General features: G+C 66.6%; 23 protein-coding genes. 10 read left to right on the top strand and 13 right to left on the bottom strand.

The window, feature by feature from the left end; all coding sequences use genetic code 11:
* Positions 1 to 159: 159 nt before the first annotated feature.
* Positions 160 to 1686, top strand: a complete 1527-nt coding sequence (locus tag HL671_RS23600) for an ATPase domain-containing protein (RefSeq protein WP_172239203.1) — start codon at positions 160 to 162, stop codon at positions 1684 to 1686.
* On the top strand, positions 1676 to 3370 hold the full coding sequence (locus HL671_RS23595) for a response regulator (RefSeq protein WP_172239200.1): 1695 nt from the start codon (positions 1676 to 1678) through the stop codon (positions 3368 to 3370). The genes HL671_RS23600 and HL671_RS23595 overlap by 11 nt, the downstream gene beginning before the upstream one ends.
* 9 nt (positions 3371 to 3379) lie before the next feature.
* Here HL671_RS23595 and HL671_RS23590 read toward each other — a convergent pair whose 3' ends face one another.
* Positions 3380 to 4783 (bottom strand): amidase, encoded by a 1404-nt coding sequence (locus tag HL671_RS23590; RefSeq protein WP_012042597.1) that lies wholly within the window; start codon positions 4781 to 4783, stop codon positions 3380 to 3382.
* 273 nt (positions 4784 to 5056) lie between these two features.
* Here HL671_RS23590 and HL671_RS23585 point away from each other — a divergent pair, with 273 nt between their 5' ends.
* The 3 genes from HL671_RS23585 (at position 5057) to HL671_RS23575 (ending at position 6887) form a co-directional block, all read left to right on the top strand.
* On the top strand, positions 5057 to 5527 hold the full coding sequence (locus HL671_RS23585) for a DoxX family protein (protein WP_012042598.1): 471 nt from the start codon (positions 5057 to 5059) through the stop codon (positions 5525 to 5527).
* A 265-nt stretch (positions 5528 to 5792) separates the two neighbouring features.
* Positions 5793 to 5945 carry a hypothetical protein gene (locus tag HL671_RS23580; RefSeq protein ID WP_168167883.1) on the top strand — a complete coding sequence of 51 codons (153 nt, stop codon included), beginning with the start codon at positions 5793 to 5795 and terminating at the stop codon, positions 5943 to 5945.
* A 372-nt stretch (positions 5946 to 6317) separates the two neighbouring features.
* On the top strand, positions 6318 to 6887 hold the full coding sequence (locus HL671_RS23575; RefSeq protein ID WP_012042600.1) for an ATP-binding protein: 570 nt from the start codon (positions 6318 to 6320) through the stop codon (positions 6885 to 6887).
* A 22-nt stretch (positions 6888 to 6909) separates the two neighbouring features.
* On the opposite strand, the gene epsC is transcribed toward HL671_RS23575, so the two are convergent.
* Complete coding sequence (epsC, locus tag HL671_RS23570; protein ID WP_172239197.1) at positions 6910 to 7701, bottom strand: serine O-acetyltransferase EpsC; 792 nt, start codon at positions 7699 to 7701, stop codon at positions 6910 to 6912.
* A 66-nt stretch (positions 7702 to 7767) separates the two neighbouring features.
* Positions 7768 to 8217 (bottom strand): NUDIX hydrolase, encoded by a 450-nt coding sequence (locus HL671_RS23565; protein ID WP_172239194.1) that lies wholly within the window; start codon positions 8215 to 8217, stop codon positions 7768 to 7770.
* Between the two features lie 389 nt (positions 8218 to 8606).
* Between HL671_RS23565 and HL671_RS23560 the strand changes: the two genes are divergently transcribed.
* Both HL671_RS23560 and HL671_RS23555 read left to right on the top strand, forming a co-directional pair.
* Positions 8607 to 9137, top strand: coding sequence for a GNAT family N-acetyltransferase (locus HL671_RS23560; protein ID WP_172239191.1), 531 nt, complete (start codon positions 8607 to 8609; stop codon positions 9135 to 9137).
* Positions 9138 to 9333: 196 nt separating this feature from the next.
* Complete coding sequence (locus tag HL671_RS23555; RefSeq protein WP_172239188.1) at positions 9334 to 10434, top strand: serine hydrolase domain-containing protein; 1101 nt, start codon at positions 9334 to 9336, stop codon at positions 10432 to 10434.
* A gap of 212 nt (positions 10435 to 10646) precedes the next feature.
* Here the strand turns inward: HL671_RS23555 and HL671_RS23550 are convergent, their stop codons facing one another.
* Positions 10647 to 10922, bottom strand: coding sequence for a hypothetical protein (locus HL671_RS23550; RefSeq protein WP_246579578.1), 276 nt, complete (start codon positions 10920 to 10922; stop codon positions 10647 to 10649).
* A 350-nt stretch (positions 10923 to 11272) separates the two neighbouring features.
* Between HL671_RS23550 and amaB the strand changes: the two genes are divergently transcribed.
* Both amaB and HL671_RS23540 read left to right on the top strand, forming a co-directional pair.
* The gene (gene amaB, locus HL671_RS23545; protein ID WP_172239185.1) at positions 11273 to 12823 is read left to right on the top strand and encodes an L-piperidine-6-carboxylate dehydrogenase; all 1551 of its coding nucleotides are present in this window, start codon (positions 11273 to 11275) and stop codon (positions 12821 to 12823) included.
* Between the two features lie 116 nt (positions 12824 to 12939).
* Entirely contained in the window at positions 12940 to 13137 is a 198-nt protein-coding gene (locus HL671_RS23540) for a DUF3606 domain-containing protein (protein ID WP_012042607.1), read from the top strand.
* Here HL671_RS23540 and HL671_RS23535 read toward each other — a convergent pair.
* Both HL671_RS23535 and HL671_RS23530 read right to left on the bottom strand, forming a co-directional pair.
* Positions 13134 to 13331: a hypothetical protein gene (locus HL671_RS23535; RefSeq protein ID WP_041750556.1), complete on the bottom strand. Its 198-nt coding sequence runs from the start codon at positions 13329 to 13331 to the stop codon at positions 13134 to 13136. The genes HL671_RS23540 and HL671_RS23535 overlap by 4 nt on opposite strands.
* A 58-nt stretch (positions 13332 to 13389) precedes the next feature.
* Positions 13390 to 13698 carry a hypothetical protein gene (locus tag HL671_RS23530; RefSeq protein ID WP_172239182.1) on the bottom strand — a complete coding sequence of 103 codons (309 nt, stop codon included), beginning with the start codon at positions 13696 to 13698 and terminating at the stop codon, positions 13390 to 13392.
* A 185-nt stretch (positions 13699 to 13883) separates the two neighbouring features.
* Between HL671_RS23530 and pncA the strand changes: the two genes are divergently transcribed.
* Positions 13884 to 14507 carry a bifunctional nicotinamidase/pyrazinamidase gene (gene pncA / locus HL671_RS23525; protein ID WP_172239179.1) on the top strand — a complete coding sequence of 208 codons (624 nt, stop codon included), beginning with the start codon at positions 13884 to 13886 and terminating at the stop codon, positions 14505 to 14507.
* 7 nt (positions 14508 to 14514) lie between these two features.
* Here pncA and HL671_RS23520 read toward each other — a convergent pair whose 3' ends face one another.
* From HL671_RS23520 to HL671_RS23490, 7 genes are all read right to left on the bottom strand, one after another.
* Positions 14515 to 16068: a hydantoinase/oxoprolinase N-terminal domain-containing protein gene (locus HL671_RS23520; protein ID WP_012042611.1), complete on the bottom strand. Its 1554-nt coding sequence runs from the start codon at positions 16066 to 16068 to the stop codon at positions 14515 to 14517.
* Positions 16069 to 17172, bottom strand: coding sequence for a DUF917 domain-containing protein (locus tag HL671_RS23515; protein WP_172239176.1), 1104 nt, complete (start codon positions 17170 to 17172; stop codon positions 16069 to 16071).
* 75 nt (positions 17173 to 17247) lie between these two features.
* A complete protein-coding gene (locus HL671_RS23510) occupies positions 17248 to 18339 on the bottom strand; it encodes an ABC transporter ATP-binding protein (RefSeq protein ID WP_172239173.1) in 1092 nt (363 codons plus the stop codon).
* Positions 18336 to 19400, bottom strand: a complete 1065-nt coding sequence (locus HL671_RS23505) for an extracellular solute-binding protein (RefSeq protein ID WP_172239170.1) — start codon at positions 19398 to 19400, stop codon at positions 18336 to 18338. Before HL671_RS23505 ends, HL671_RS23510 begins: the two co-directional genes overlap by 4 nt.
* Positions 19401 to 19414: 14 nt before the next feature.
* Positions 19415 to 20293 carry an ABC transporter permease gene (locus HL671_RS23500; RefSeq protein WP_172239167.1) on the bottom strand — a complete coding sequence of 293 codons (879 nt, stop codon included), beginning with the start codon at positions 20291 to 20293 and terminating at the stop codon, positions 19415 to 19417.
* A gap of 9 nt (positions 20294 to 20302) precedes the next feature.
* A complete protein-coding gene (locus HL671_RS23495) occupies positions 20303 to 21178 on the bottom strand; it encodes an ABC transporter permease (protein ID WP_172239164.1) in 876 nt (291 codons plus the stop codon).
* Positions 21178 to 21960 carry an IclR family transcriptional regulator gene (locus HL671_RS23490; RefSeq protein ID WP_012042617.1) on the bottom strand — a complete coding sequence of 261 codons (783 nt, stop codon included), beginning with the start codon at positions 21958 to 21960 and terminating at the stop codon, positions 21178 to 21180. The genes HL671_RS23495 and HL671_RS23490 overlap by 1 nt, the downstream gene beginning before the upstream one ends.
* Positions 21961 to 22064 lie beyond the last annotated feature (104 nt).

The following is a 22064-nucleotide window of genomic DNA, read 5'->3' as shown; positions in this document are numbered from 1 at the left end:
GTCGTGGATGCGCGACGGCCGTGTCAGCGGGACGCGGTTCCTTCGGAACCTGACACGGATCGGCCGTGTTCCTTGTGCGGAGGAGCCGCGGGCGTCGCGTGGGGCGATCTCCGCAGCGGCGACCGATGGCGCGTCTCGCGCTGACGACGGAGTGTTCGAATGACGAAGGAGCTGCCAGGCAGCCAACAGAGCGGCGAGGCCAAGATGAGCGCGCGCGTCTCGACCGGGAGTGAGGGTCTGGACGACATTCTCGGCGGCGGCTTGGACGCCAATCGGCTCTATCTCTACGAGGGGCGGCCGGGCACCGGCAAGACCACCATCGCTTTGCAATTCCTGCTCAAGGGCCAGAGCCTGGGCGAACGCGTGCTGTACATCACCCTGTCCGAGACCAAGCGTGAGCTGGAGGTCGTGGCCCAGCGTCACGGCTGGTCGCTCGACGGCGTCGACATGTTCGAGCTGGTGCCGCCGGAGACCACGCTCGATCCGGAGCGGGAGCTCACCGTGTTCCATCCCGCCGAGGTCGAGCTCAGCGAAACTACCGGCCTGATGTTCAGAGAGGTCGAGCGCATCAACCCCGCCCGCATCGTGATCGACAGCCTGTCCGAGCTCCGCCTCCTGGCGCAGAGCCCGCTGCGCTACCGTCGCCAGGTGCTGGCGCTGAAACACTTCTTCGCCAAGCGCAACTGCACGGTCATCCTGCTCGACGATCTGTCGTCGTCGCAGGACGATCTGCAGCTGCATTCGGTGGCGCATGGTGTCGTCATCCTGGAGCAGCTTGCGATCGAATATGGCTCCGAACGCCGCCGCCTGCGCGTGATCAAGATGCGCGGCATCTCGTTCCGTGGCGGCTTCCACGATTTCACGATCAGCCAAGGCGGCCTGCGGATCTTTCCGCGCCTCGTCGCCTCGGAGCATCACCGCTCGTTCGAGGGCGAATTCACCTCCAGCGGCAATGCAGAGCTCGATCAGCTGCTGGGCGGAGGGCTGGAACGCGGCACCAATGCGTTGCTGATCGGCGCGGCCGGTGTCGGCAAATCGTCGGTCGCGCTGAGCTATGCGATCGCGGCGGCCGAGCGTGGCGAGCATGCGGTGTTCTTCGCGTTCGACGAGGGCCGCGGCACCGTGGAAGCGCGCGCGCGCACGCTCGGCCTGCCGCTGCAGCGGCACCTGGATTCGGGCCTGATCCGTTTCCAGCAGGTCGATCCGGCCGAGCTGTCGCCGGGCGAGTTCGGCGCGATCGTCCGGCGCAGCGTCGAGCACGACAATGCGCGTATCATCATCATCGACAGCCTCAACGGCTATCTCAACGCGATGCCGGATGAGCGCTTCCTGATCCTGCAGATGCACGAGCTGCTGAGCTATCTCGCCCAGCAGGGCGTGTTGACCATCCTCGTGCTCGCGCAACACGGCCTGGTCGGGCCGATGGATACACCGCTGGACATCAGCTATCTCAGCGACGCCGTGCTGATGCTGCGCTATTTCGAGGTGGCGGGGACGGTCCGCCGCGCGTTGTCCGTCGTCAAGAAGCGGAGCGGGCATCACGAGCATACGATCCGCGAGTTCCGCTTGAGCGGCGCGGGCCTCTCGCTCGGGCCGCCGCTCACCGAGTTCAGCGGGATCTTCACGGGCAACCCGCATTATGCGGGCAGCGTCCTCCCTGAGCGGGGCACGCCAGATGAGCACTGAGCTGGATCAGCGTGTGCTCGTCTTCGCTCCGATCGGACGCGACGGTCCGGCGTCCGCGGAGCTGCTTCGGAGCACGAAGCTCGCAACCCGGGTCTGCGCCTCGCTCGCCGAGCTGGTCGATGAATTGAGCGCCGGGGTCGGCGCGGTCGTGGTGGCGGAAGAGGGACTGTTTGCCAAGGACACGGCCGGGCTCACGCAATGGGTCGCGCGGCAGGCGGCCTGGTCGGACCTGCCCTTCATCGTGCTGACGAGCCACCGCGAGCAACCCGCGGTCGCCGCGTGGCGGCGCAACCTGGTGGCCGCGCTGCGCAACGTTTCGCTGCTCGAGCGGCCGATCCAGCCGATCACGCTGATGAGCGCCGTGCAGTCGGCATTGCGGGCGCGGCGCCGCCAATACGAGATCCGCACGCTGATCGAGGCGCGCGAGCAGACGGCGCAGCAGCTCGAACGGCTGGTGGTGGAGCGGACCCGCGCGCTGGCCGAATCCAACGAGCAGCTCCGCGTCGAGATGGCGGAACGGGCGCGCGTCGAGGAGACGCTGCGCCAGGCGCAGAAGATCGAGGCGATCGGCCGGCTGACGGGCGGCGTGGCGCATGATTTCAACAATCTTCTGATGGTGATCTCCGGCGGGCTCGACATGCTGGACCGCCAGGCCGATCCCGCGCGGCGTCGGCGTCTGATGGACGGCATGATCCAGGCGGCGCAGCGCGGCGCCAGCCTGACCCGGCAATTGCTGGCGTTCTCGCGCCGGCAGGAGCTGCGGCCCGAACCGGTCGACATCGCCCGCCAGATCGGCGGCATGCGCGAACTGCTCGATCGCAGCCTGCGCGGTGACGTCCATGTGATGTTCGATTTTCCCGACACGCTCTGGCCGGTCGAGGTCGATCCCGGCGAGCTCGAGCTGGTGGTGCTCAATCTCGCCGTCAACGCGCGCGATGCGATGCCGACCGGCGGCACGATCGTGGTCCGCGGCGAGAACCTGCCGAATTGGAAGGATGACGAGGTCGCGGGCGACTATGTCCGCCTGTCGGTGGTCGACACCGGCACCGGCATGACCGACGATGTCCGCCTTCGCGTCTTCGAGCCGTTCTTCACGACCAAGGATATTGGCAAGGGCAGCGGGCTGGGGCTGGCCCAGGTCTATGGCTTTGCCAAGCAGTCGCGAGGCTCGGTGTGCATCGACTCGGAGGTCGGCCGGGGGACCGCGATCGCCCTGTACCTTCCGCGCTCCGAGCACGCCGCATCCGGCCGTCAGCACCATCTCGTCGACCTGCACCGGCCGCGACTCCGGCATCGCGATGAGGGCCGGATCCTGCTGGTCGAGGACGATGACGAGGTCGCCGCGCTGGTCAGCGAGATGCTGCGCCAGCTGGGCTATGAGGTGACCCGCGCAGCCAGCGCGGCCGCCGCGCTCGGCGCGCTCGCCGATGGACGCGCGGTCGATCTGGTGTTCTCCGACGTCATGATGCCCGGCGGCATGAATGGCGTCGAGCTCGCCCGCGAGATCCAGAAGCGGCGCAGCGATGTGCCGATCCTGCTGACCAGCGGCTATTCGGGGGCCGCCGTGCACGCCGCCAAGGAGGCGGGCGTCAGGATCCTGTCGAAGCCCTACCGGATCGACGAGCTGGCTGCGGCCCTCGATGCCGCCAAGGCCGAGACCGTCTGGTCCGGCACGGGCAGCTGAGCCTGCGGCTCACGACGACAGCAGGGGCGGCGCCTCGGCGGCGGCGTGTTCGACCGCGGCGGCGGCATCCAGCACGAGGTCCTCGCGGAAGCGCGGACCGACGATCTGGACTCCGATCGGAATGCCCTCATGCACGCCGGTCGGCACGCTGATCGAGGGCAGCCCGAGATAGGCGGTCGCGAACAGGAAGACATGCGAGCGATACAGCCGGTCGACGCTGGCCTCGCTTTCGATGTCGACTCCGTAGGGCAGGGCGGTCTCCATCGCCACCGGACACAGCACCAGCGGATGCTCCTGCATGAACGCCTGCCAGCGCCGCAGATAGGTCGCGCGCGCCGCTGACAGCTGCATCAGTGAGGGGACGTCGAGCTCCGGCGTGCGAGCCATCATCAATGCGAAGGCGCGCCGCGCCAGTGCGTCGCCATGCTGCTCGATCTGCGCCGACAGCGTCAGGCGCGCCTCGCCTTGGGCGAAATCATTCCACGCCTTGGCGGCCGCGGCGACGTCCGGCGGATCGCGCCAGCTGACCTCGTAACCGGCGCGATGCAGGATCGCCGCCGCCTTGCGCACGGCGGCCTCCACCTCCGGGGCGATGCCGACCCCGGCCGGATCGAGACAGACGGCGACCCCGGGATGATCGCGGCGCGGCCCTTCCAGCGGCATCGCCACGTGCCAGGGATCGCGCGGATCGGGGGCAGCCATCGCCGCGAGCGCGAGCCGCGCGTCAGCGACGTTGCGCGTGATCGCGCCCTGCACCGAGATCAGCTGCAGCGACAATTGCCGCTCGCTCGGCGCGGTGCCGTTGAAGGCGGGCACGCGGCCGAAGGACGGGCGCAGGCCGACGGTGCCGGTGCAGTAGGCCGGATAGCGGATCGAGCCGCCGCCGTCATTGCCATGGGCGATGGCGCACATGCCGGTGGCCGCAGCTACCGCCGCGCCGCCGCTCGAGCCGCCCGGGGTGCGGTCGGGCCGCCATGGATTGAGCGTGCGCCCATGCAGCTCATTGTCGGTGAACCAGCGCATCGAGAACGCCGGCGTGTTGGTGCGCCCGATGATGACCGCGCCGGCGCGGCGCAGATTGGCCACCACGGGCGCGTCGTCCTTGGCGATATTGTCCTTGAACGCGACGATGCCATTGGTGGTCGGCAGCCCCGCTTGGTCGACATTGATCTTGGTCGTCACCGGCACGCCGTGCAGCGGGCCGAGCGTGGTCCCCGCCGCCACCATGTGGTCGGCGAGGTCGGCGGCCGCGAGCGCATCGTCGGCCTGCACCGACACCACGGCATTCAGTTCGGGGTTGATCGAAGCGATCCGGTCGAGACACGCCGTCACCGCCTCGCGGCTCGTGATCTCCTTGTTGCGGATGGCGGAAGCGAGTTGCGTGGCCGACCAGCGCCACAGCGGCATATCCATGTGAAAACGAACCTCTGCAATCAGACGAAGCGATGTCCTGCGGCATCAGCCGCGGAGCGTCTCACATTAAGTCCGAGTCGCCGTCATGAATAGGGAATCTGCTCTCCGCGGCGGCGTGTCGCTGACCGCTTGGGTCTGCTTTGCGGCTGCTCGCGCGCTTCGCCTCGCGTGCTGCAAATCAGTCCTGCATGAAACGCGGAGCGATTTTGATATGCCGCAACAACAGCAGCTCTCCGTTCTGGAACATTGCCTTCATCAGAAAGGAGATGAGTCATGTGGCTCACCAAGGACGACTTCCGTATCAAGGCGGATAATTTTGATTTAACGAATGGCATGAACATTCTTCGCATTATGTGCGGGCTGTTTTTGTTTCCGCATGTTGCCGGGAAATTCGCCGGCGGTGCGGTGTCGGCGGCGACCGCCGGCTTCTTTGCCAAGGCTGGTTTTCATCCGCCGGAAGTCTGGGTGGTGCTCGCCGCAGCCTCCGAATGCGCCGCGGGGGTGGCATTGGTGCTCGGGATCTGCACGCGCTTTGCTGCGCTGGGGGCCACTGTGCTGCTGTTGTTCGCGGTCTATGCGTTGCAGGTGGTCAAGGGCTTCGGCTGGACCTGGAACACCGGCGGCTACGAATATCCTGTGTTCTGGGCGATCACCTCGTTCGTGGTCGCGATCGAAGCCTGGAAGGTGCATCTGGCACAGGCCAAGCCCCGCGTGCCCGCAATCCAGGCCAGCGCTGCGGCGTGACGCTGCGCTTCGCGATGACGAACTGACGTGGACAACATCGGGCAGAACGGCCGCCTCACGGGCGGCCGTTTCGTTTGTCATCGCCACTCGAGATCGGAGGTCTGCCGACGCTGTCGATCGAGCGGCACGCGACCATCACGGCACGCCGCACCGGCAACAGCAGCGGTCACGATGGTCCGCGAGCACGTGGTCCGGAATAATTGACAGCTTGAACTCGGACACACTTGCTCGCATTGTCTCCGCCGTCACCGCGGAGGAAACCCGCATGGAACGCTATATCCGCGACGAGAATATTCGTCGTTTCCGTCAGCTGCTCGAGGCTGAAACGGATCAGCAGAAGCGCAGAATCCTACAAGAGTTACTCGCGGCCGAGGAGGACCGGCAGGTTCCCTCGGTTCCAGGCGGTCCGATCGACTGAGACGATCAGCGACCGGGTGCCAGCCAGTTGAGAGTTCCGCACGCGGAACATTCGAACATGCGCTCGGCCTCCCCGGTACGGGGATTGAGGATGCTGCGGATGGACCCCGCAGGGTGACCGCAACTGCGGCAAGGCGGCAGATCAGTCTGATTGCCGCGTGAAGTACTGTGGTTGGTGCTCGACGCGTCTGACATCACGATCCCAAAACTGTCGAGATCAATCGACGGATCAGTCCGACAATACAATTCGGGACAATACGGAGCTCATTCGGCCAAACCGTGCCGACACGACGGCGGTCCTTGGCCTCGTCATTGGCATCGCTGCCAGACCAACGTTATCACGGCGACATCTGTTGCTGCCATGGTCGGGGACATGACAAGCTGTCGTATTCACATCACGGGGGCGTCGGGCTCGGGCACGACCACTCTTGGCCGGGCCGTGGCTTCGGCGCTGGCCGTCCCGCATCATGACACGGACGACTACATCTGGGTGCCGACCGAACCACCTTACGCCGAATTGCGTCCCGCCGCCGAGCGGTTGCGTCTGATGATGGCGATGTTCCTGCCGCGGGGGCGCTGGGTGCTGAGCGGATCCTTGCAGGGCTGGGGCGATCCGCTGATCGCGCATTTCGATCTCGTCGTCTTCATCACCATCGCGAAAGAGCTTCGGCTGCAGCGTTTGCGGGTCCGCGAGGTCACCCGCTACGGCGCGGAAGCGGTGGCGCCGGGCGGTGCGCGTCATCGCGAAACCGAAGAGTTCGTCGCCTGGGCAGCGGCCTATGACGAGGCCGACATTGGCACGAGCCGCACCCTGGCGAAACATGAGACGTGGCTAAGCGATCTTCCTTGTCCTGTGCTGCGCCTGGACGGGGCCAAGCCGCTGGAGGAACTGACGGCGCAGGTCTTGTCCTCGACGTCACGCGCGCCCCGTGTCGATGGCTGACGGCCTGTGCGTCAGCGCAGTCTCATGATGTCGCGTCGAGCGGCGTTGCTCCGGACGACATCGGCTTGTGCGGACAATTCGTCAGCCGGGCCGGCGCGCCCACCGCGGTGCAGCCGGCCGGAACATCGGCGGTGACGAGGGCGCCAGCGCCGATCTTGGCAAAGTCGCCGATCGCGACGTTGCCGAGGATCGTCGCGCCCGACGAGATCAGCACGCCATGGCCGACCCGCGGGCTGCGGCCGGGCAGCGCATCCTGGCGTCCGATCGTGACGTTCTGCAGGATCGTCACGTCGTCGCCGATGGCAGCGAAGGCGCCGATGACGATGCCGGTGGCATGATCGAGAAACACCGACGTCCCGATCGTCGCCGAGGGATGGATGCTCACCTGCAACGACGTCGAGGACTCGGCCTGGAGCAGCAGCGCGAGGTCGAACCGTTCGTGGCGCCAGAGCCAGTGCGCGACACGAAACGCCTGCAACGCGACGTAGCCCTTGTAGTTCAGCAGCGGCGGCAGCAGCGCCGTGGTCGCCGGATCATGGGCCGCGATCGCGCCGAGATCACGGCTCGCGGCCTCGACAAGCGCTGGCGCCGCGGCATGGGCCTCGCGTGCGACTGCCGCAAACCGGGCGCGCTCGGATGCCGTCTTGCCCAGGCGAACCCCGATCTGATGCGCCACCACGCTGCCGAGATCGGGATGATCGAGGATCGCAGCCGCCAAGGCCTGGCCGAAGACCGGATCGCGCGCCGCCGCCAGCTGAGCCTCGTGACGGAGCGATGACCAGAGTTCGGTGAGGATTGCGCGCGTGTCGGCCATGGTCCCGGTGCCTCGTTGCGGAGCGGCCGGCAGCCTAGCAGATCGGGCCGCGGTTCGCGCCCCGGCTCACGACCAGCCCTCGCTGAAATATGTGCCACGCGACGGCCCGATCCCGATCAGGCACTGGATGGCAACGCCGATGTACCCCGCCAATCCCTGCGGAAGGCAATCGAGCGGAAAGAACTGCAGGCCGTCGCTCTTGTCGGGCTCGCAGATGCGCGGCTCGCCGCTGAATCCATCCGTGGTGAAGAAGAGGTCGACAATGCTGCGGTCGGTCCGCCGGTGCATGGCGCAGACGAATCGCCAGGCGTCCTCGGCGACGATCAGGCCGGTCTCCTCGAACAGCTCACGTGATGCCGCCGCAACGGCGTCTTCGCCCTCATTGACGTGCCCGGAGGGCAGGGCCCATTGGCCATCCAAATAGCCGGTGTTGAAGCGCCGCTGCAGCAGGATTGCGTCGTCGGCGCGCACCAGGCAATAGGATGCGAGATACGGGCGCTGATGTTGAACGATCATATGCAAATGTCCTGATGCGCGGGATTTCGGTGCAAGCTGAGATCTCGGTGACAGCACATTCACGTCTGCTGGTCCCGACATGCTGCTGATCGCCAGTGGTCGCATCCCGCAACAACGTTCCGTCGGATGGAGACATCTCCTGGAATTCAGTGTTCGGCCCCTTGCGCCCAGTCTGGCCTTCGCCAGGGACAACAGCGCCAGCACGCGAAGGTCAGACATCGGCCGCTTCCCTTGCGCTGCAGCGCATGCGACATCTCGGCCGACTCTTGGCATTCGTCATCGCCGTTCGCAAGCCTTAGCCTTCGGGCTCTTCCACGAGTTGTGGTGACGGGGGTGAATGGAGATGCCTGGTTGTAAGATGTCGCCATCCACCGACGGAGCACCGACCGATGGGCCATCGCATCGAGATCATGAGCGGCGAGCACGGCAGGCAGCGCGCGCGCCACCTGTTGGATACTGTCTGGTCTGCGGAGGTGCTGGCTGCTCTGCCATGGAAGGAAGTGGTCTGGGCCAATGCGCATAGCCGCATCCTCGTCTTCGACGGCCGTGATGACGTCATCGCCCATGCAGCACTGCATCTGCGCGATGCAACGCTCGACGCCGGCCCCGTCAGGATCTGCGGCGTCGGCGACGTGGCGACACATCCGGACTGTCGGGGGCAGGGCCTCGCGGGTGAACTGATGCGCCGTGCCGTGACCGAGATGCGGGACACGCATGGCGTCGATTTCGGCCTGCTGTTCTGCGAGCCACGCTATGCGCCTCTCTACAAAAAGCTCGGCTGGCGCGCGTTCGACGGCGAGGTGCATGCCGAGCAGCCGCGGCAGGGACGCATCCGGTTCGGTGTCATCGACCCCTTCGTGTTCGACCTCATGATGGCGCCGCGCGTCGGCATGCTCGATCTGTGCGGGTTGCCGTGGTGATCGCGCCGCCGGTTCGTCTCGATACGAGCCGCAAGTCCCGATCATCCGCCGGGCAATGGGCCAAGTCGAATGGAGTGCTGTCAGCGTATCTCTCGTCTGCTAGCAATGCGTCTGCTATCAATGCAGCATTGTTCGGGTCATGCGGGATCTTCCGATCGTGCCAAATCGTCGTCAGCTTCTGTCAGGATTGGGAGCCATGGCCGTCTCGTCGCAGATGTTGCCCGTCGCGGGACAGCAGCCGTGGGACTTTGCTTCGGCCGCGGATGGCGATGCCTTCGCCGCAGGCGTTGCCCGGCGGCTCGATCAGGCGCTTGCTGAGCGGCGCCTTTGGAATATCCATGGGCTGATCGTGCTCCGGGACGGCAAGCGCGTCATCGAGCGCTATTTCGAAGGCCCGGATCGTGCGCGCGGCGTCGGCGACATCGGCACGGTGACGTTCACGGCGGAGACGCCGCACGATCTGCGCTCCTGCTCGAAGAGCATCGTGGCTCTGCTCTATGGGATTGCGCACGCGCAAGGCAAGGTGCCGGCGCCCGAGGCGCCGCTGCTGGCGGCCTTTCCGGAGTATGCCGATCTCGCCAGTCCGGAGCGCGCGCGGCTCACCGTTGCCCATGCGCTGACGATGACGATGGGCACCGACTGGGACGAGAGCAGCCTGCCTTACAGTGATCCGCGCAACAGCGAGATCGCCATGGACGAGGCGGCCGATCGCTATCGTTATATCCTGGCGCGCCCGGTCGTCGAGACGCCGGGGGCGCACTGGACCTATTGCGGCGGAGCAACGGCTGTGCTCGCCCGTCTGATCGCGAAAGGATCAGGCCAGTCGCTGCACGATTTCGCCCGCGCGCATCTGTTCGATCCGCTCGGCCTCGGACCGACGCAATGGGCCGCCGGCGCCGACGGCGAGCCGTTCGCCGCGTCGGGCGCCCGCATGACGCTGCGCGACTTCGCCCGGATCGGCGCGCTGATGCTGTCCGGCGGCCGATGGGATGGCAGGGAGCTCATTCCGGCCGATTGGATCCGCCGCTGCACGACGCCGGCCGTCAGCGCCGACGAGCTTCGCCGCTACGGCTATCAATGGTTTCTCCTCGATGTCGCCTTCGGCAAGCCCAAGGGATGGGCCGCCGGCCGGCTGGAACGGATGTGGATGGCGCAAGGCGAAGGCGGCCAGCGCCTGTACATCATTCCCGCCCTGCAGCTGGTCATCGCCGTGACCGCCGGCAACTACGAGCGCGACGATCAGAGCATTCCGCCGACGCGCATCCTGCGCGAGATCGTGCTGGCGAGCGTGGAGTAGGGATGGAGCCTTGTTGATCGTCCGCCAATGTTGTTGGACACGACGTGGAGGAGAATTGCCCGTAGTCCTTGATCGTCATATGCGAGTCGCCGGCCGTGGCCGATGAGCCCCGATCCAATCGGCTTCCCTGCTCAAGATTGTTCTTTCGTTTTTCCAGAAATTATGCTCTACTCCGTCCATCCTGCTTCGCCACGAGGGGCGTATCGCGATCGTCACGACACGTGAGGCGGGAAGGCGATGGTCGCCTGTTGCCGCAGCGTGCTTGCACGCGGACGAACGGCAATCGGCGGACAGGAAGCCGTGTGGTCCTGGCGCCGCGATGCTGGCGTCAAGTCCAGGTGGATGATGATCTCCTGGACGACGGTGGCTAGACAGCCGTACACCGGGGAGAGCACGTTATAACTGTGAAAACCATCGCGCAGGGAATGCCGGAGTTCGGCTGAACCTGTGGTGACTGCCGCCTGCTTTTTTTGCTGCAGGCGGGCCATGGGTTGCGGCCAGCGCCCGGCATTCCCTGCGCCCTCGTCATCCTGCGAGGGACCATCGACCTCTCCAGCCCGGACGCATCGGCGTCGCGGGACTGCTCCGATGCGCGCCAGAACAGCACCCGCGGAACAGCACGCTGAGTGAAGCTGGGCCGCAAGGCAAACCGCAGCAGCTTTTCGCGACAGGCCCGACCGGACGCCAGGACACCGCCCGCGGAGATGGCCGAGTGGCCGATTCGCCAGCTGCCTTGTGCTCGCGCCGCAGCCGAATTTGATCTACAGGGGTGGCGATCCCGACGGACCATGACTAATCCTTACGCGCACCGGCGCGGCAGGCAAATTCGGAGTTGTAAATGTCCACCAGTCCAGCATCCTCCCTCTCGCTCGCTGTGGAAACCGCCGACATCCTGAGCGCGCTCGGCGTGGCGCCGGAGCGGCTGCGCGGCGGAGCGCGCGCGGCGCGCTCGCCGATCACCGGCGAGGTGCTGGCGCAGGTGCATGACGAGACCCAGGCCGGTGCGACCGAGGTCATCGCGCAGGCGCATGCCGCGTTCTTGCAGTGGCGGCTGGTGCCCGCGCCGAAGCGCGGCGAACTGGTGCGCCTGCTCGGCGAGGAGCTCCGCGCCAACAAGGCGGCGCTCGGTCGCCTGGTCTCGATCGAGGCCGGCAAGATCGTCTCCGAGGGCCTCGGCGAGGTCCAGGAGATGATCGACATCTGCGACTTCGCGGTCGGGCTGTCGCGCCAGCTCTATGGCCTGACGATTGCGACCGAGCGGGCCGAGCACCGCATGATGGAAACGTGGCATCCCCTGGGCGTCACCGGCATCATTTCGGCCTTCAACTTCCCCGTGGCGGTATGGGCGTGGAACGCGGCGATTGCGCTGGTGTGCGGCAACAGCGTGGTCTGGAAGCCCTCCGAGAAGACGCCGCTGACGGCGCTGGCGACCGACGCCCTGCTGGCGCGCGCGCTGGCCCGTTTCCGGCGCGAGGGCGGGGAGGCTCCGGAGGGGCTTGCTGGCCTGCTGATCGGCGGCCGTGCGGTCGGCGAGATGCTGGTCGACGATGTCAGGGTGCCGCTGGTGTCGGCAACCGGCTCGACGGCGATGGGCCGCGTCGTCGGGGCCTGCCTCGCCAGCCGCTTTGCGCGGGCCATTCTTGAACTCGGCGGCAACAATGCTGCGATCGTCGCTCCCTCGGCCGATCTCGATCTCACGCTCCGCGCGGTGGCCTTCGCGGCGATGGGCACCGCCGGCCAGCGCTGCACCAGCCTGCGCCGGCTGTTCGTGCATGCCGATATCTATGAGCAGCTGGTGCCGCGGCTGAAGCAGGCCTATGCCTCGGTTGCGATCGGCAATCCGCTGCAGCCGGGCACGTTGATCGGTCCGCTGATCGACCGTGGCGCCTATGACGCCATGCAGGATGCCCTGAGCGCGGCCCGGGATCAAAGCGGGCGCGTGTTCGGCGGCGAGCGCGTCGCGGTCGGGGGCTGCGAGGGCGCCTATTACGTGCGGCCCGCGCTGGTCGAAATCAGCTCGCAGGCCGGTCCGGTCGAGCGTGAGACCTTCGCGCCGATCCTCTACGTCATGCCGTATCGCGATCTCGACGCCGCGATCGCGTTGCATAATGCTGTGCCGCAAGGGCTGTCGTCATCGATCTTCACCAATGACCTGCGCGAGGCCGAATTGTTCGTGTCGTCGCGAGGCTCTGATTGCGGCATCGCCAACGTCAATATCGGTCCGTCCGGCGCCGAGATCGGCGGCGCGTTTGGCGGCGAGAAGGAGACTGGCGGCGGCCGCGAATCCGGCTCGGATTCCTGGAAGGCCTATATGCGCCGCACCACCAACACCGTGAACTATGGACGCAGCCTGCCGCTCGCCCAAGGCGTCAAGTTCGACATCGGGTGATCGGCATGACGCTTCTCTTCGGCCACGCGAGACCCTGATGGTGAGGAGCCCGCCGCTGCCGCTCCGCGGAACTGCCCTGCGGGGTCGTGCGTTGCGCGCTGGCAAGGAGATGCATCATGGCAGCCAAGAAGAAGACCTCGACGGCAACATCCAGCCGCGGACGCAAGCAGGACCGTGCCCGCGTTGCGGGCGGCCAGGACCACGAAGTGCGCTACGAAGCCAAGAAGAGCGGACGTTCGGCCTCCGCCGTGAAGAAGGCGGTCAAGAAGGTGGGCAACAGTCGCAAAAAGGTCGAGCGCAAGCTCGCGCGCTAGGTCTCCTGCGGCCGCTTCGGCGGCCGCAGCGATCCCTTGGCCCAGCCGAGCGCCTTCGGCGAATGCAGCGGGTCGGGGCCGTCGCACGCGGGACAGATCAGCTTGCAGCGCTCGCCGCTGCCCTCCCGCACGGCCAACGGGCGCCCGCAGGTCGGGCACGGCTTGCGCAGCGGGGGAGCGGGACGCCTCGACACGGTGATGTCTCCCGGTGGAGGCGTCAGGCTAGAGCAGGCGCGTGTGCAGGGAAATCACTTATTTTATTTGCGGCAAGTCCTGTCGCGGCAATTCTTCCAGTTCGCCTGGCTGCGAACAATCAGGGCAGGTATCGCCGATCCCGCCGAGGACATCCTCGATCGCCGCCACGGCTTCCGAGCTGCCAACGCCGCGGGGCGGATCGTCGCGGGCCGCGCCGAGCGCGCGCGCCAGCGCATGCGGGTCGCCGCGCTCGCGGATCCAGCCATGCGCCTCGCATGCGACGATTGCTCCGGCCTCGCGCAGGGTGGCGATGGCCCAGCGCGCGAGGCTGTCGCTGGCGGCGCGGCGTGTCATGGTCGTGGGCATCGGGAAAACCCTCCAGCCGGGAGAATCCACGATTGGCCCGACGTTTCCAGCGCCGCCCTGCAGGGCAGGGATTCCGAAATGGTGGGGCTGCCCCTCGGCGGGCGCCGCAGAATCTTGGGCCGGTCGGCTTGAGATCGCCGCGGGCCGAGGCCATCCTCGTGAAAGTCTGGTGAAACGGGTGCAGGATGCAGATCAAGACCAATGAGGATTTGCTGCTCATCATCGATGTGCAGAACGATTTTTGTCCCGGCGGCGCGCTCGCCGTGAGCGATGGCGACGCTGTCGTCCCGGTGATCAACCGGCTCAGCGGGCTGTTCGATCACGTCGTTCTCACCCAGGATTGGCACCCCGCCCGACACAGCTCCTTCGCTTCCAGCCATCCGGGCAAGGCGCCGTTCGAGAGCGTGCCGATGGCCTACGGTCCGCAGACGCTGTGGCCGGATCACTGCATCCAGGGCACGCCGGGCGCGGCCTTTCATGCCGATCTGGCGACCGACAAGGCGCAATTGATCATCCGCAAGGGCTTTCGTCCGGCGATCGACTCCTATTCGGCGTTTTTCGAGAACGACAAGACGACGCCGACCGGCCTTGCCGGCTATCTGCGCGAACGCGGCTTGCGCCGGGCGTTTCTGGTCGGGCTCGCGACCGATTTCTGCGTGCATTATTCGGCGGTCGATGCACGCCGGCTCGGCTTCGAGGCCGTCGTGATCGAGAGCGCCTGCCGCGGGATCGATCTCGGCGGATCGATGGCGGCCGCGAAGGCGCAGGGCGCCGAGGCGGGCGTGACCAGGATCGCCGAACTGGCTTGAGACGAGGCTACGCCGCCGCGCCGATGTTCGGCTCGGCAATGGCGCCGGCAACGCGGACGCGCACACGCAGCGCGTTGCCGGGGAGATAGGCGATCGGCATGTCCTCGACGTCGACCATTTTGAGCGCGTCGCGGTCGGCCCCGGCCTGGACGGCGCGCGCTTCGGCGATGCCGCGCGCCGCCGCGATGGCCTCGTCGCGGGTCATGTCGCGGAACACCTGGTCGGCCTCGCCGGAGACCTGGGCGATGGCCGCGCCGACGGCGTTGGCGCAGTCGCCATGGTCGACGCGGACGATCTCCGAGATGCCGGAGAGGCGCTCCGGCACCAGGAAGGCGCCGCCGCCGACCGCGAGCAGCGGTACGTCGCCGGCCTCGGTCTTCATCCGGTCGATGTCGCTTTCGAGCTTGCGATGGGCATCCGCGAGCGCAGCCTCGATCAGGCGCCGCGGCAGATGCGCGACACGGGCGCGGTCGCCGAGATCGATCAGTCCGGCCGCGACCGCGATGTCGGTCGCCGTCAGGCGGTCGCCGCCGAACACCAGGGCCTCGGATGTCAGCCGGTATCCGACGCTGAGCGGGCCGACGCGGACGGGATCCTGTTCGACATGGCTGCCGCCGCCCAGTCCGATCGAGAGCAGATCGGGCATGCGAAAGAGGGTGCGGACGCCGCCGACTTCGACGACCGCGTTGGCCTCGCGCGGAAAGCCGTGGCGCAGCTGGCCGATGTCGCTGGTGGTGCCGCCGACATCGACGACCATCGCGTCGTCGAGGCCGGACAGATAGGCGGCGCCGCGCATGGAATTGGTGGCGCCGGAGGCGAAGCTCATGACCGGGAAAGCGGTCGCGGTCTCCGCCTGCATCACGGTGCCGTCGTTCTGGGTCAGGAACAGCGGCGCATCCAGACCGGCCTCGGCGATCGCCTTGCGGAAGGCGGTGACGGTGGTGACGGCAAGGTCGTGGAGCGCAGCGTTGAGAAGGGCGGCGTTCTCGCGCTCCAACAGGCCGATGCGGCCGAGGTCGTGCGACAGCGTGACCGCGACGTCGGGGCAGATCTCGGCGAAGATCTCCCGCGCGGTGATCTCGCAACTCGGGTCGAGCGGCGAGAACGACGAGGCGATCGCGACCGCGCGCAGGCCCTTGGCCTTGATGGCGCGCGCGGCGGCCTTCAGGCCGTCGGTGTCGAGCGGCATGAACGGGCGGCCATCATAGTCATGGCCGCCCTCGAGCATGAAGATCTCGTCGTTGACCAGCGCGGCGAGATCGGCGGGCCAGTCGCAGAACGGCGGCAGCGAGGCGGAGGCCGGCATGCCGATCCTGACCGCACCGATCCGCTGCAGGTGCCGCCGCTGCACCACCGCATTGATGAAATGCGTGGTGCCGATGACGACCGCATCGACCGGCACGGCTGCTGCGGGATTGGCCCGCAGCGCTTTCAGCGCGGCGAGAATGCCGGAGGTGACGTCGGCGGTGGTGGCGCTTTTGACGGAGTGGATGACCCTGTCGTCGGCAATCAGAACCGCGTCGGTATTGGTGCCGCCGACGTCAATGCCAATGCGCTTCATTCATGGAGCTCCAGCGGTCGCGAACAGCGACCGGAAATCGAGGTCGTAGCCGAAGGCGCGGGGGCCGACGAAGGCGAGGCCGCGCGGGCTGGTCAGCACGGCGGGCGCGGGCAGCGCGATCACGGTCACGCGCTGGCCGTAGCGCACCGTCTCGGTGCCGATGCCATGGCCGTTGACGCTGTCGAGCACGCAGATCAGGTCGGGCGACATCGCGATCGCCTCGCCATCGCGCCAGGCGACGATCCATTCGTTCTGGAACGACAGCTTGAGCCGCGTGCCGCGATCATCATCGCTGCCCTCCACGACGGCAGAGCCGCGCAGAAAACCTTCGGTGGTGCGGCGTTCGACATCGACGATCTTGCCGGTAAACAGGCGCAGTCCGCCCTCGCAGGCGAGGATCGCCGCGATCGGGTCCTGGTGGCTCCTGTTGGCGGCCTCGACCGCACGGCCGATCGCAATCGCCTTGGTGGTGGTGAAATGGATGCCCCAGTCCTTGACCTCGCGTCCTGTACGCGGCGCCTTGCTGGTCGAGGCGATCGAGCCCATCTCGACGCAGATCTTGCGGCTGGCGCGCTCCATCCACTTCCAGGAGGGCACCTTGGTCACGACAGCCTCGATGCCGCGCGGATCGTACAGCGTGCAGGGATAGGGCTTGAGGTCGCCGATCGCCACCGACGTCATCTGCGCCTCCGGGAAGGCGCGGCCCATGCAGTCGGCGTCGACGACGGGAATGCCGAGATGCGCCGCCGCCATCAGCGCCTGCATGCCATTGCCGCCGCCGATCTCGACCGACATCACGGCGTGGAAGGTGATGCCGTTGATCTCCTCCTGCATCCGCACCGCGCGCGCGATGCTGCGGCTGTCGGCGAGGCGCTCCTGGCCCACCAAGGGAGCGCCCATGTTGGACACGACGGCCACCCAGTCGTCGTCCGCCAGATCGAGCGGCGACATCAGCTGCACGCGATGTCCCTCGGCATAGAGACGGCGCAGATTGAGCAGGCCGAGATAGGGGCTGCCGCCGCCGCCGGTGCCGAGAATCCAGGCGCCGACCGCGAGCGCCTCGATGTCGTCGAGGTTGATCGTTTTCATCGCGCTCCCGGTCATGACAAGGGCTCCGCGATCGGAAAATACGGGCTTGGTTCGCGGTTGGACGCTGACGCGCAGATGACGTTCACAATATCAATCCTCGAGAATGACGAGATCGCCGGGCTGCCAGCTGAGCGTGACCGCCTGACCGGGCGCATGAAATGGACCCGCCCCCGAATTCGGCTGCTGCGCGAGCACGCGCTGGCCGTCTTCGAGCACGATGCGGTAGAGCACGGCGCCGCCGAGGAAGTTGGTGCTTTCGACCGTGCCGCGCGCCGACCGGCCCGCGCTCCCGCCATCGGCGCCGCTGCTCGGCGACACCACGATTTTCTCGGGCCTCAGCGCAACCGACAGGCCGGCTTCATTGCCGGCCGTCGCGACCGCTTTTGGCAGCGTCAGCACGAGGCCGCTGCCGACCGCGAGCCCGGCGCCCCGATCCATCATGGCGCGCTGGCCACGAAAGATGTTGGTGTCGCCGATGAAGTCAGCCACGAAACGAGTTCGCGGCTGGTCGTAGATCTCGGTGGGGGTGCCGATCTGCTCGACCCGGCCGGCGTTCATCACGGCGATGCGATCGGACATCGCCAGTGCCTCTTCCTGGTCATGGGTGACGAAGACGAGGGTGACGCCCAAATTCTTCTGCAACTGCTTCAGTTCGAATTGCATCTGCTGGCGCAGCTTCTTGTCGAGCGCGCCGAGCGGCTCGTCGCACAGCAATACGCGCGGCGAGATCACGATCGCGCGGGCCAGCGCGACGCGCTGCTGCTGACCGCCCGAGAGCTGCGCCGGCCTGCGATCCTCCATGCCCGACAGCTCGACCATGGCCAGCGCGGCCTTGACCTTGGCGGCGATCGTCGCCTTGTCGACCTTGCGCATGCGCAGGCCGAAGGCGACGTTCTCGGCCACCGTTCGATGCGGAAACAGCGCGTAGTTCTGGAACACCATCGCCATGTCGCGCTTATGCGCCGGCACATGGGTGATGTCGGCGCCGTCGAGGCAGATCTTGCCGGTGCTCGGGCTGTCGAAGCCCGCGATCATGCGCAATGTCGTGGTCTTGCCGCAGCCGGATGGGCCGAGCAGGGAAAAGAACTCGCCCGGCCGGATGTCCATCGCCACGGCATCGACGGCGCGGACGCCGCCGTCATAGACCTTGCTGACGCCGGCAATCTCGATGGCAGCGCTCATGCGCGGAAGATCCGGTTGACCCGGCTGTCGATCTCGTCCTTCTGCGCGTTGTACCACTTCCAATCGACCTGGATCAGCTTGCTGACCTTCTCCGGCGTGGTCAGCAGCTTCGCATCATACTTCGCGTCGAGCTTCACCTGTTTGTTGGCCGGGGAATACCAGACCGTCTCGGCGAGGCGCTTTTGAACCTCGGGCCGCAGCATGTAGTTGATATAGGCGTTGGCGAGCTCCTTCACCTTGCTGCCGGGAGTGATGCTGAGCACCTGTTCCAGCGACAGCACGCCCTCTCTCGGCGTGACGAAGTCGACCGGCTGGTTCTGGCCGTCGTAGCGATAGATGCCGGAATCGTGGAGAATGCCGATGCCGGCCTCGCCGGACAGGATCAGCTTCTCCATCGCTCCGGTGAAGTCGACGAGCTTGATCGGCTTCAGCTTCTCCAGCGCCGCATAGGCGGCATCGAGATCGGTCTGGCCCTTGCCGAAGAGCGTGCCGCACATCATCACGAACGCCTGTCCGAGGCTGTTCGCGGGGATGACATAGCCGCCGCGCGCGCCGTTGAATTTCGCGTCCCAGAACTCCTTCCACGACGTGATGCTGCCATAGCCCTTGTCGGTGCGCATGCCCAAGCCAATGGCGCTGGTGAAGATGCAGACGCCGACGATCTTGTCGCTGACGGCGTAGGGGTAGACGTCGGCGATGTTCGGCACCAGCCTGGGGTCGACCTTGGGCTCGACGAGGCCCATTTCGACGGCCGCCCACTGCTCGTTGGAGTTGGTGTGCAGCACGTCATAGACCGGCGCAGAGCGCGAACTGGCCTGCAGCTTCGGCAGGAAGGGCAGGGCGGTATCGGTCTTGAGTCTGCACTTGAACTCGGTCTCGAAGGTCGGGCCGATCTCCGCCTTCATCACCTCGCCCCATTTGCCGCCCCAGCCCGTCACGTTCAGCACCGCCTCATCGGCGCGCGCGACGTAAGGCGCCGCGATCACGCCGGCGCCGAGCGAGGCCGCCGCAGTCAGCAAGCGCCGGCGGCTCAGGGAAAAGCGACGCGATGAGGCGGTCATCTCAAGGATCTCCGTTAGAGTTTGACGTAGGAGCGCAGGCCCACGGTGCGGTCGAGCGCGATGACCACGAGGAAGGCAAGCAGGATGGAGACGATCGAGGCGGCTCCGATGGTGCCGTCGAGATCGAACTTCAGATAGTTGAACAGCGTGATCGGCAGGGTCTCGCGGCCAGGGGCAACGAGAAACAGCGACACGGGAAACTGGTCGAACGACACGATGAAGGCGAAGATCGCGCCGGCCAGCACGCCAGGCTTCACCAGCGGCAAGGTCACTTCGAAGAAGGTCCGGGTCGGGCTGGCGCCAAGATTTTGCGCCGCTTCCTCAAGCCTGACATCGAAATTGTGCAGCACCGCGAGCGTGGTGCGGACGACGTAGGGAATGGTCACCAGCGTGTGGCCGGCGACGAGGCCCCACAATGGACGGCCGACGTCGAGCAGGACGTAGGACTGGAACAGTGCAAGCCCGGTCAGGATGGCCGGCAGCATCAGCGGCGACAGCATGGTCGCCACGATCAGCCGCGAGCCCGGCAGATTGCCCCGCGAAATGGCAAGCGCGGCAGATGCGCCGAGCACGGTCGCGGCGAGCGTGGTCATCGCGGCGACTTCGAGGCTGAACACGAGCGCCTGCATGAAGTCGCGCGAGGCAAAGAACTTCTCGAACCAGCGCAAGGAGAGTCCGACCGGCGGAAACTGGATGAACGGCGTCGGATTGAGTGCGAAGACGATCACGATCGCGATCGGCGCCAGGAGGAAGACCAGAACCGCGATGTTGGCCGCCAGATAAAGCCTGCGGCCCCAGCCCCGAGGCGCTGCCCGGCGGCGAAGGCCGGTCGAGATCGCAAGCTCGATCGAGGCCGTCAGCTGCGATGGTGGTGGGGACGCGGGGCTCGGCATCGCCGCCCTTCATTGCAGCTCGCGCTGGCCGGAGAAGAGGCCGAGCACATGGTTGTAGGCGATGACGAGCATGAGCGAGATCGCAAGCAGCACCATGCCCAGCGCCGCAGCGAAGCCGACGTTGAAGTTCGCGGAGATCTGCTGATAGATCAGGATCGGCAGGGTCATGATCTGAAAGCCGCCGAGCAGGATCGGCGTGACATAGGCGCTGATCGCAAGTGCGAACACCAGCAGCGAGCCGGCGAGGATGCCCGGCAGGCTGAGCGGCAGGGTGACTTCAAGAAAGGCGCGCCACGGGCTGGCACCGAGATTCTCGGCCGCCTGCTCGAGCCGCTCGTCGATGCGGCCGATCACGCCCGTCAGGGTGAGCACCATGAACGGCACGTAGATGTGGACCAGCCCGATGATGATGCCGCTCTCATTATACATCAGCTGCAGCGGGGTCGAGATCAGGCCGAGTGCGGCGAGGACCTGGTTGATGACGCCCTTGTCGGACAGCAAGGTCATCCAGGCGAAGGTGCGCACGACGATCCCGGTCAGCATCGGCGCCAGCACGGCCATCAGCAGCAGCGCATGGCCGCTGCGACTCCTGATGCGTGCCATCCAATGCGCGAGCGGATAGCCGATCACGAGCGCCACGATAGTTGTCCAGAGGCCGATCCGGAGCGTGGTCCAGATCACCTCGAGATAATAGCTGTCGTTGCCGATGCGGGCATAGTGCTTTGCAGTGAAGCTGACATGCGGCATGACGACCGGATTGCCGGTCAGCACGCTCATGACGGCCATCAGCCCGATGGGCAAAAAGAAGAACAGAGCAAACAGCAGCGCGCTGGGCAGGATCAACAGCGCGAGGCTGTTGACGCGCGGCGCGCCGGTGGCTGGCATCAGGAAGCCAGTCCGGCGAGCTGCTCGATGGTCTGTCCGAGCGGATCGCCGGTGATGCGGCGCAGTCGCGCGGCCATCGCGCCGAGCTCGCGGCGGACATTGGCGCGTTCGATCTCGGTCGTGGCCTGCACCGAATAGGAGACGGCGATGCCGATCAGTTCACCGCTCTCGCCGCTCGCCAGTGCAAAACCCTGCGATCCAACGCCTTCGATGGCCTCGTCCGCTGCGTCCGAGATGCCGGTGCGGCGGATTTCGTTCAGCCGCGCCATCAACTCGGTGAAGTTTTGCGGCGAATTGGCGGGCACCTTCGGATAGTCGAGCGGGACACGCGCCCGGATCTCCTGGTCCGACAGCCGCGCCAGCATCGCGCGTCCGTTCGAGGTGATGATCGCGGGCGTACGCTGGCCCGGCGGATTGACGACGCGCAGCGGGTTCGAGCCCGTCACGATGCGCAGCACGACCTGCTGATAGCCGTCGAGCACGGCGATGTAGCCGGTATGGCCGGTCCGCGCGCATACGTCGCGCAGCTCGCGCTCGGCGGTCGCGATCAGATCGTCATGGGCGCGATGCAGGCGTCCAAGTTCGAAGGTGAGCAGGCCGGGGCGGTAACGGCGGCTGTGTGGATCCTGCTCGAGCAGGCCGCAATCGCGCAGCGAGCGGAGCAGGCGGGAGGTGGAGCTCTTCGGCTTGCCGGTCAGGACTTGCACGTCGGCAAAGGAGAGGTCGGGCCGCGAGGTCGAAAAGCAGCGCAGAATGTCGATGGCGTTGGTCAGGGCGCTCATGATGATACCGTTTGTTCCATTTTTTGGAACGTAGTCCCGAATTCTAGAAGCGGCAGAGTGCCTGCCGCAAGGCGAAATTAGGGGCAAAGCGATGCCCGAATGCG

It is taken from the genome of Bradyrhizobium denitrificans (assembly GCF_013179005.1).
Taxonomy (GTDB): Bacteria; Pseudomonadota; Alphaproteobacteria; order Rhizobiales; family Xanthobacteraceae; genus Bradyrhizobium; species Bradyrhizobium denitrificans.
This window is presented reverse-complemented; position numbering and strand designations above follow the sequence as displayed.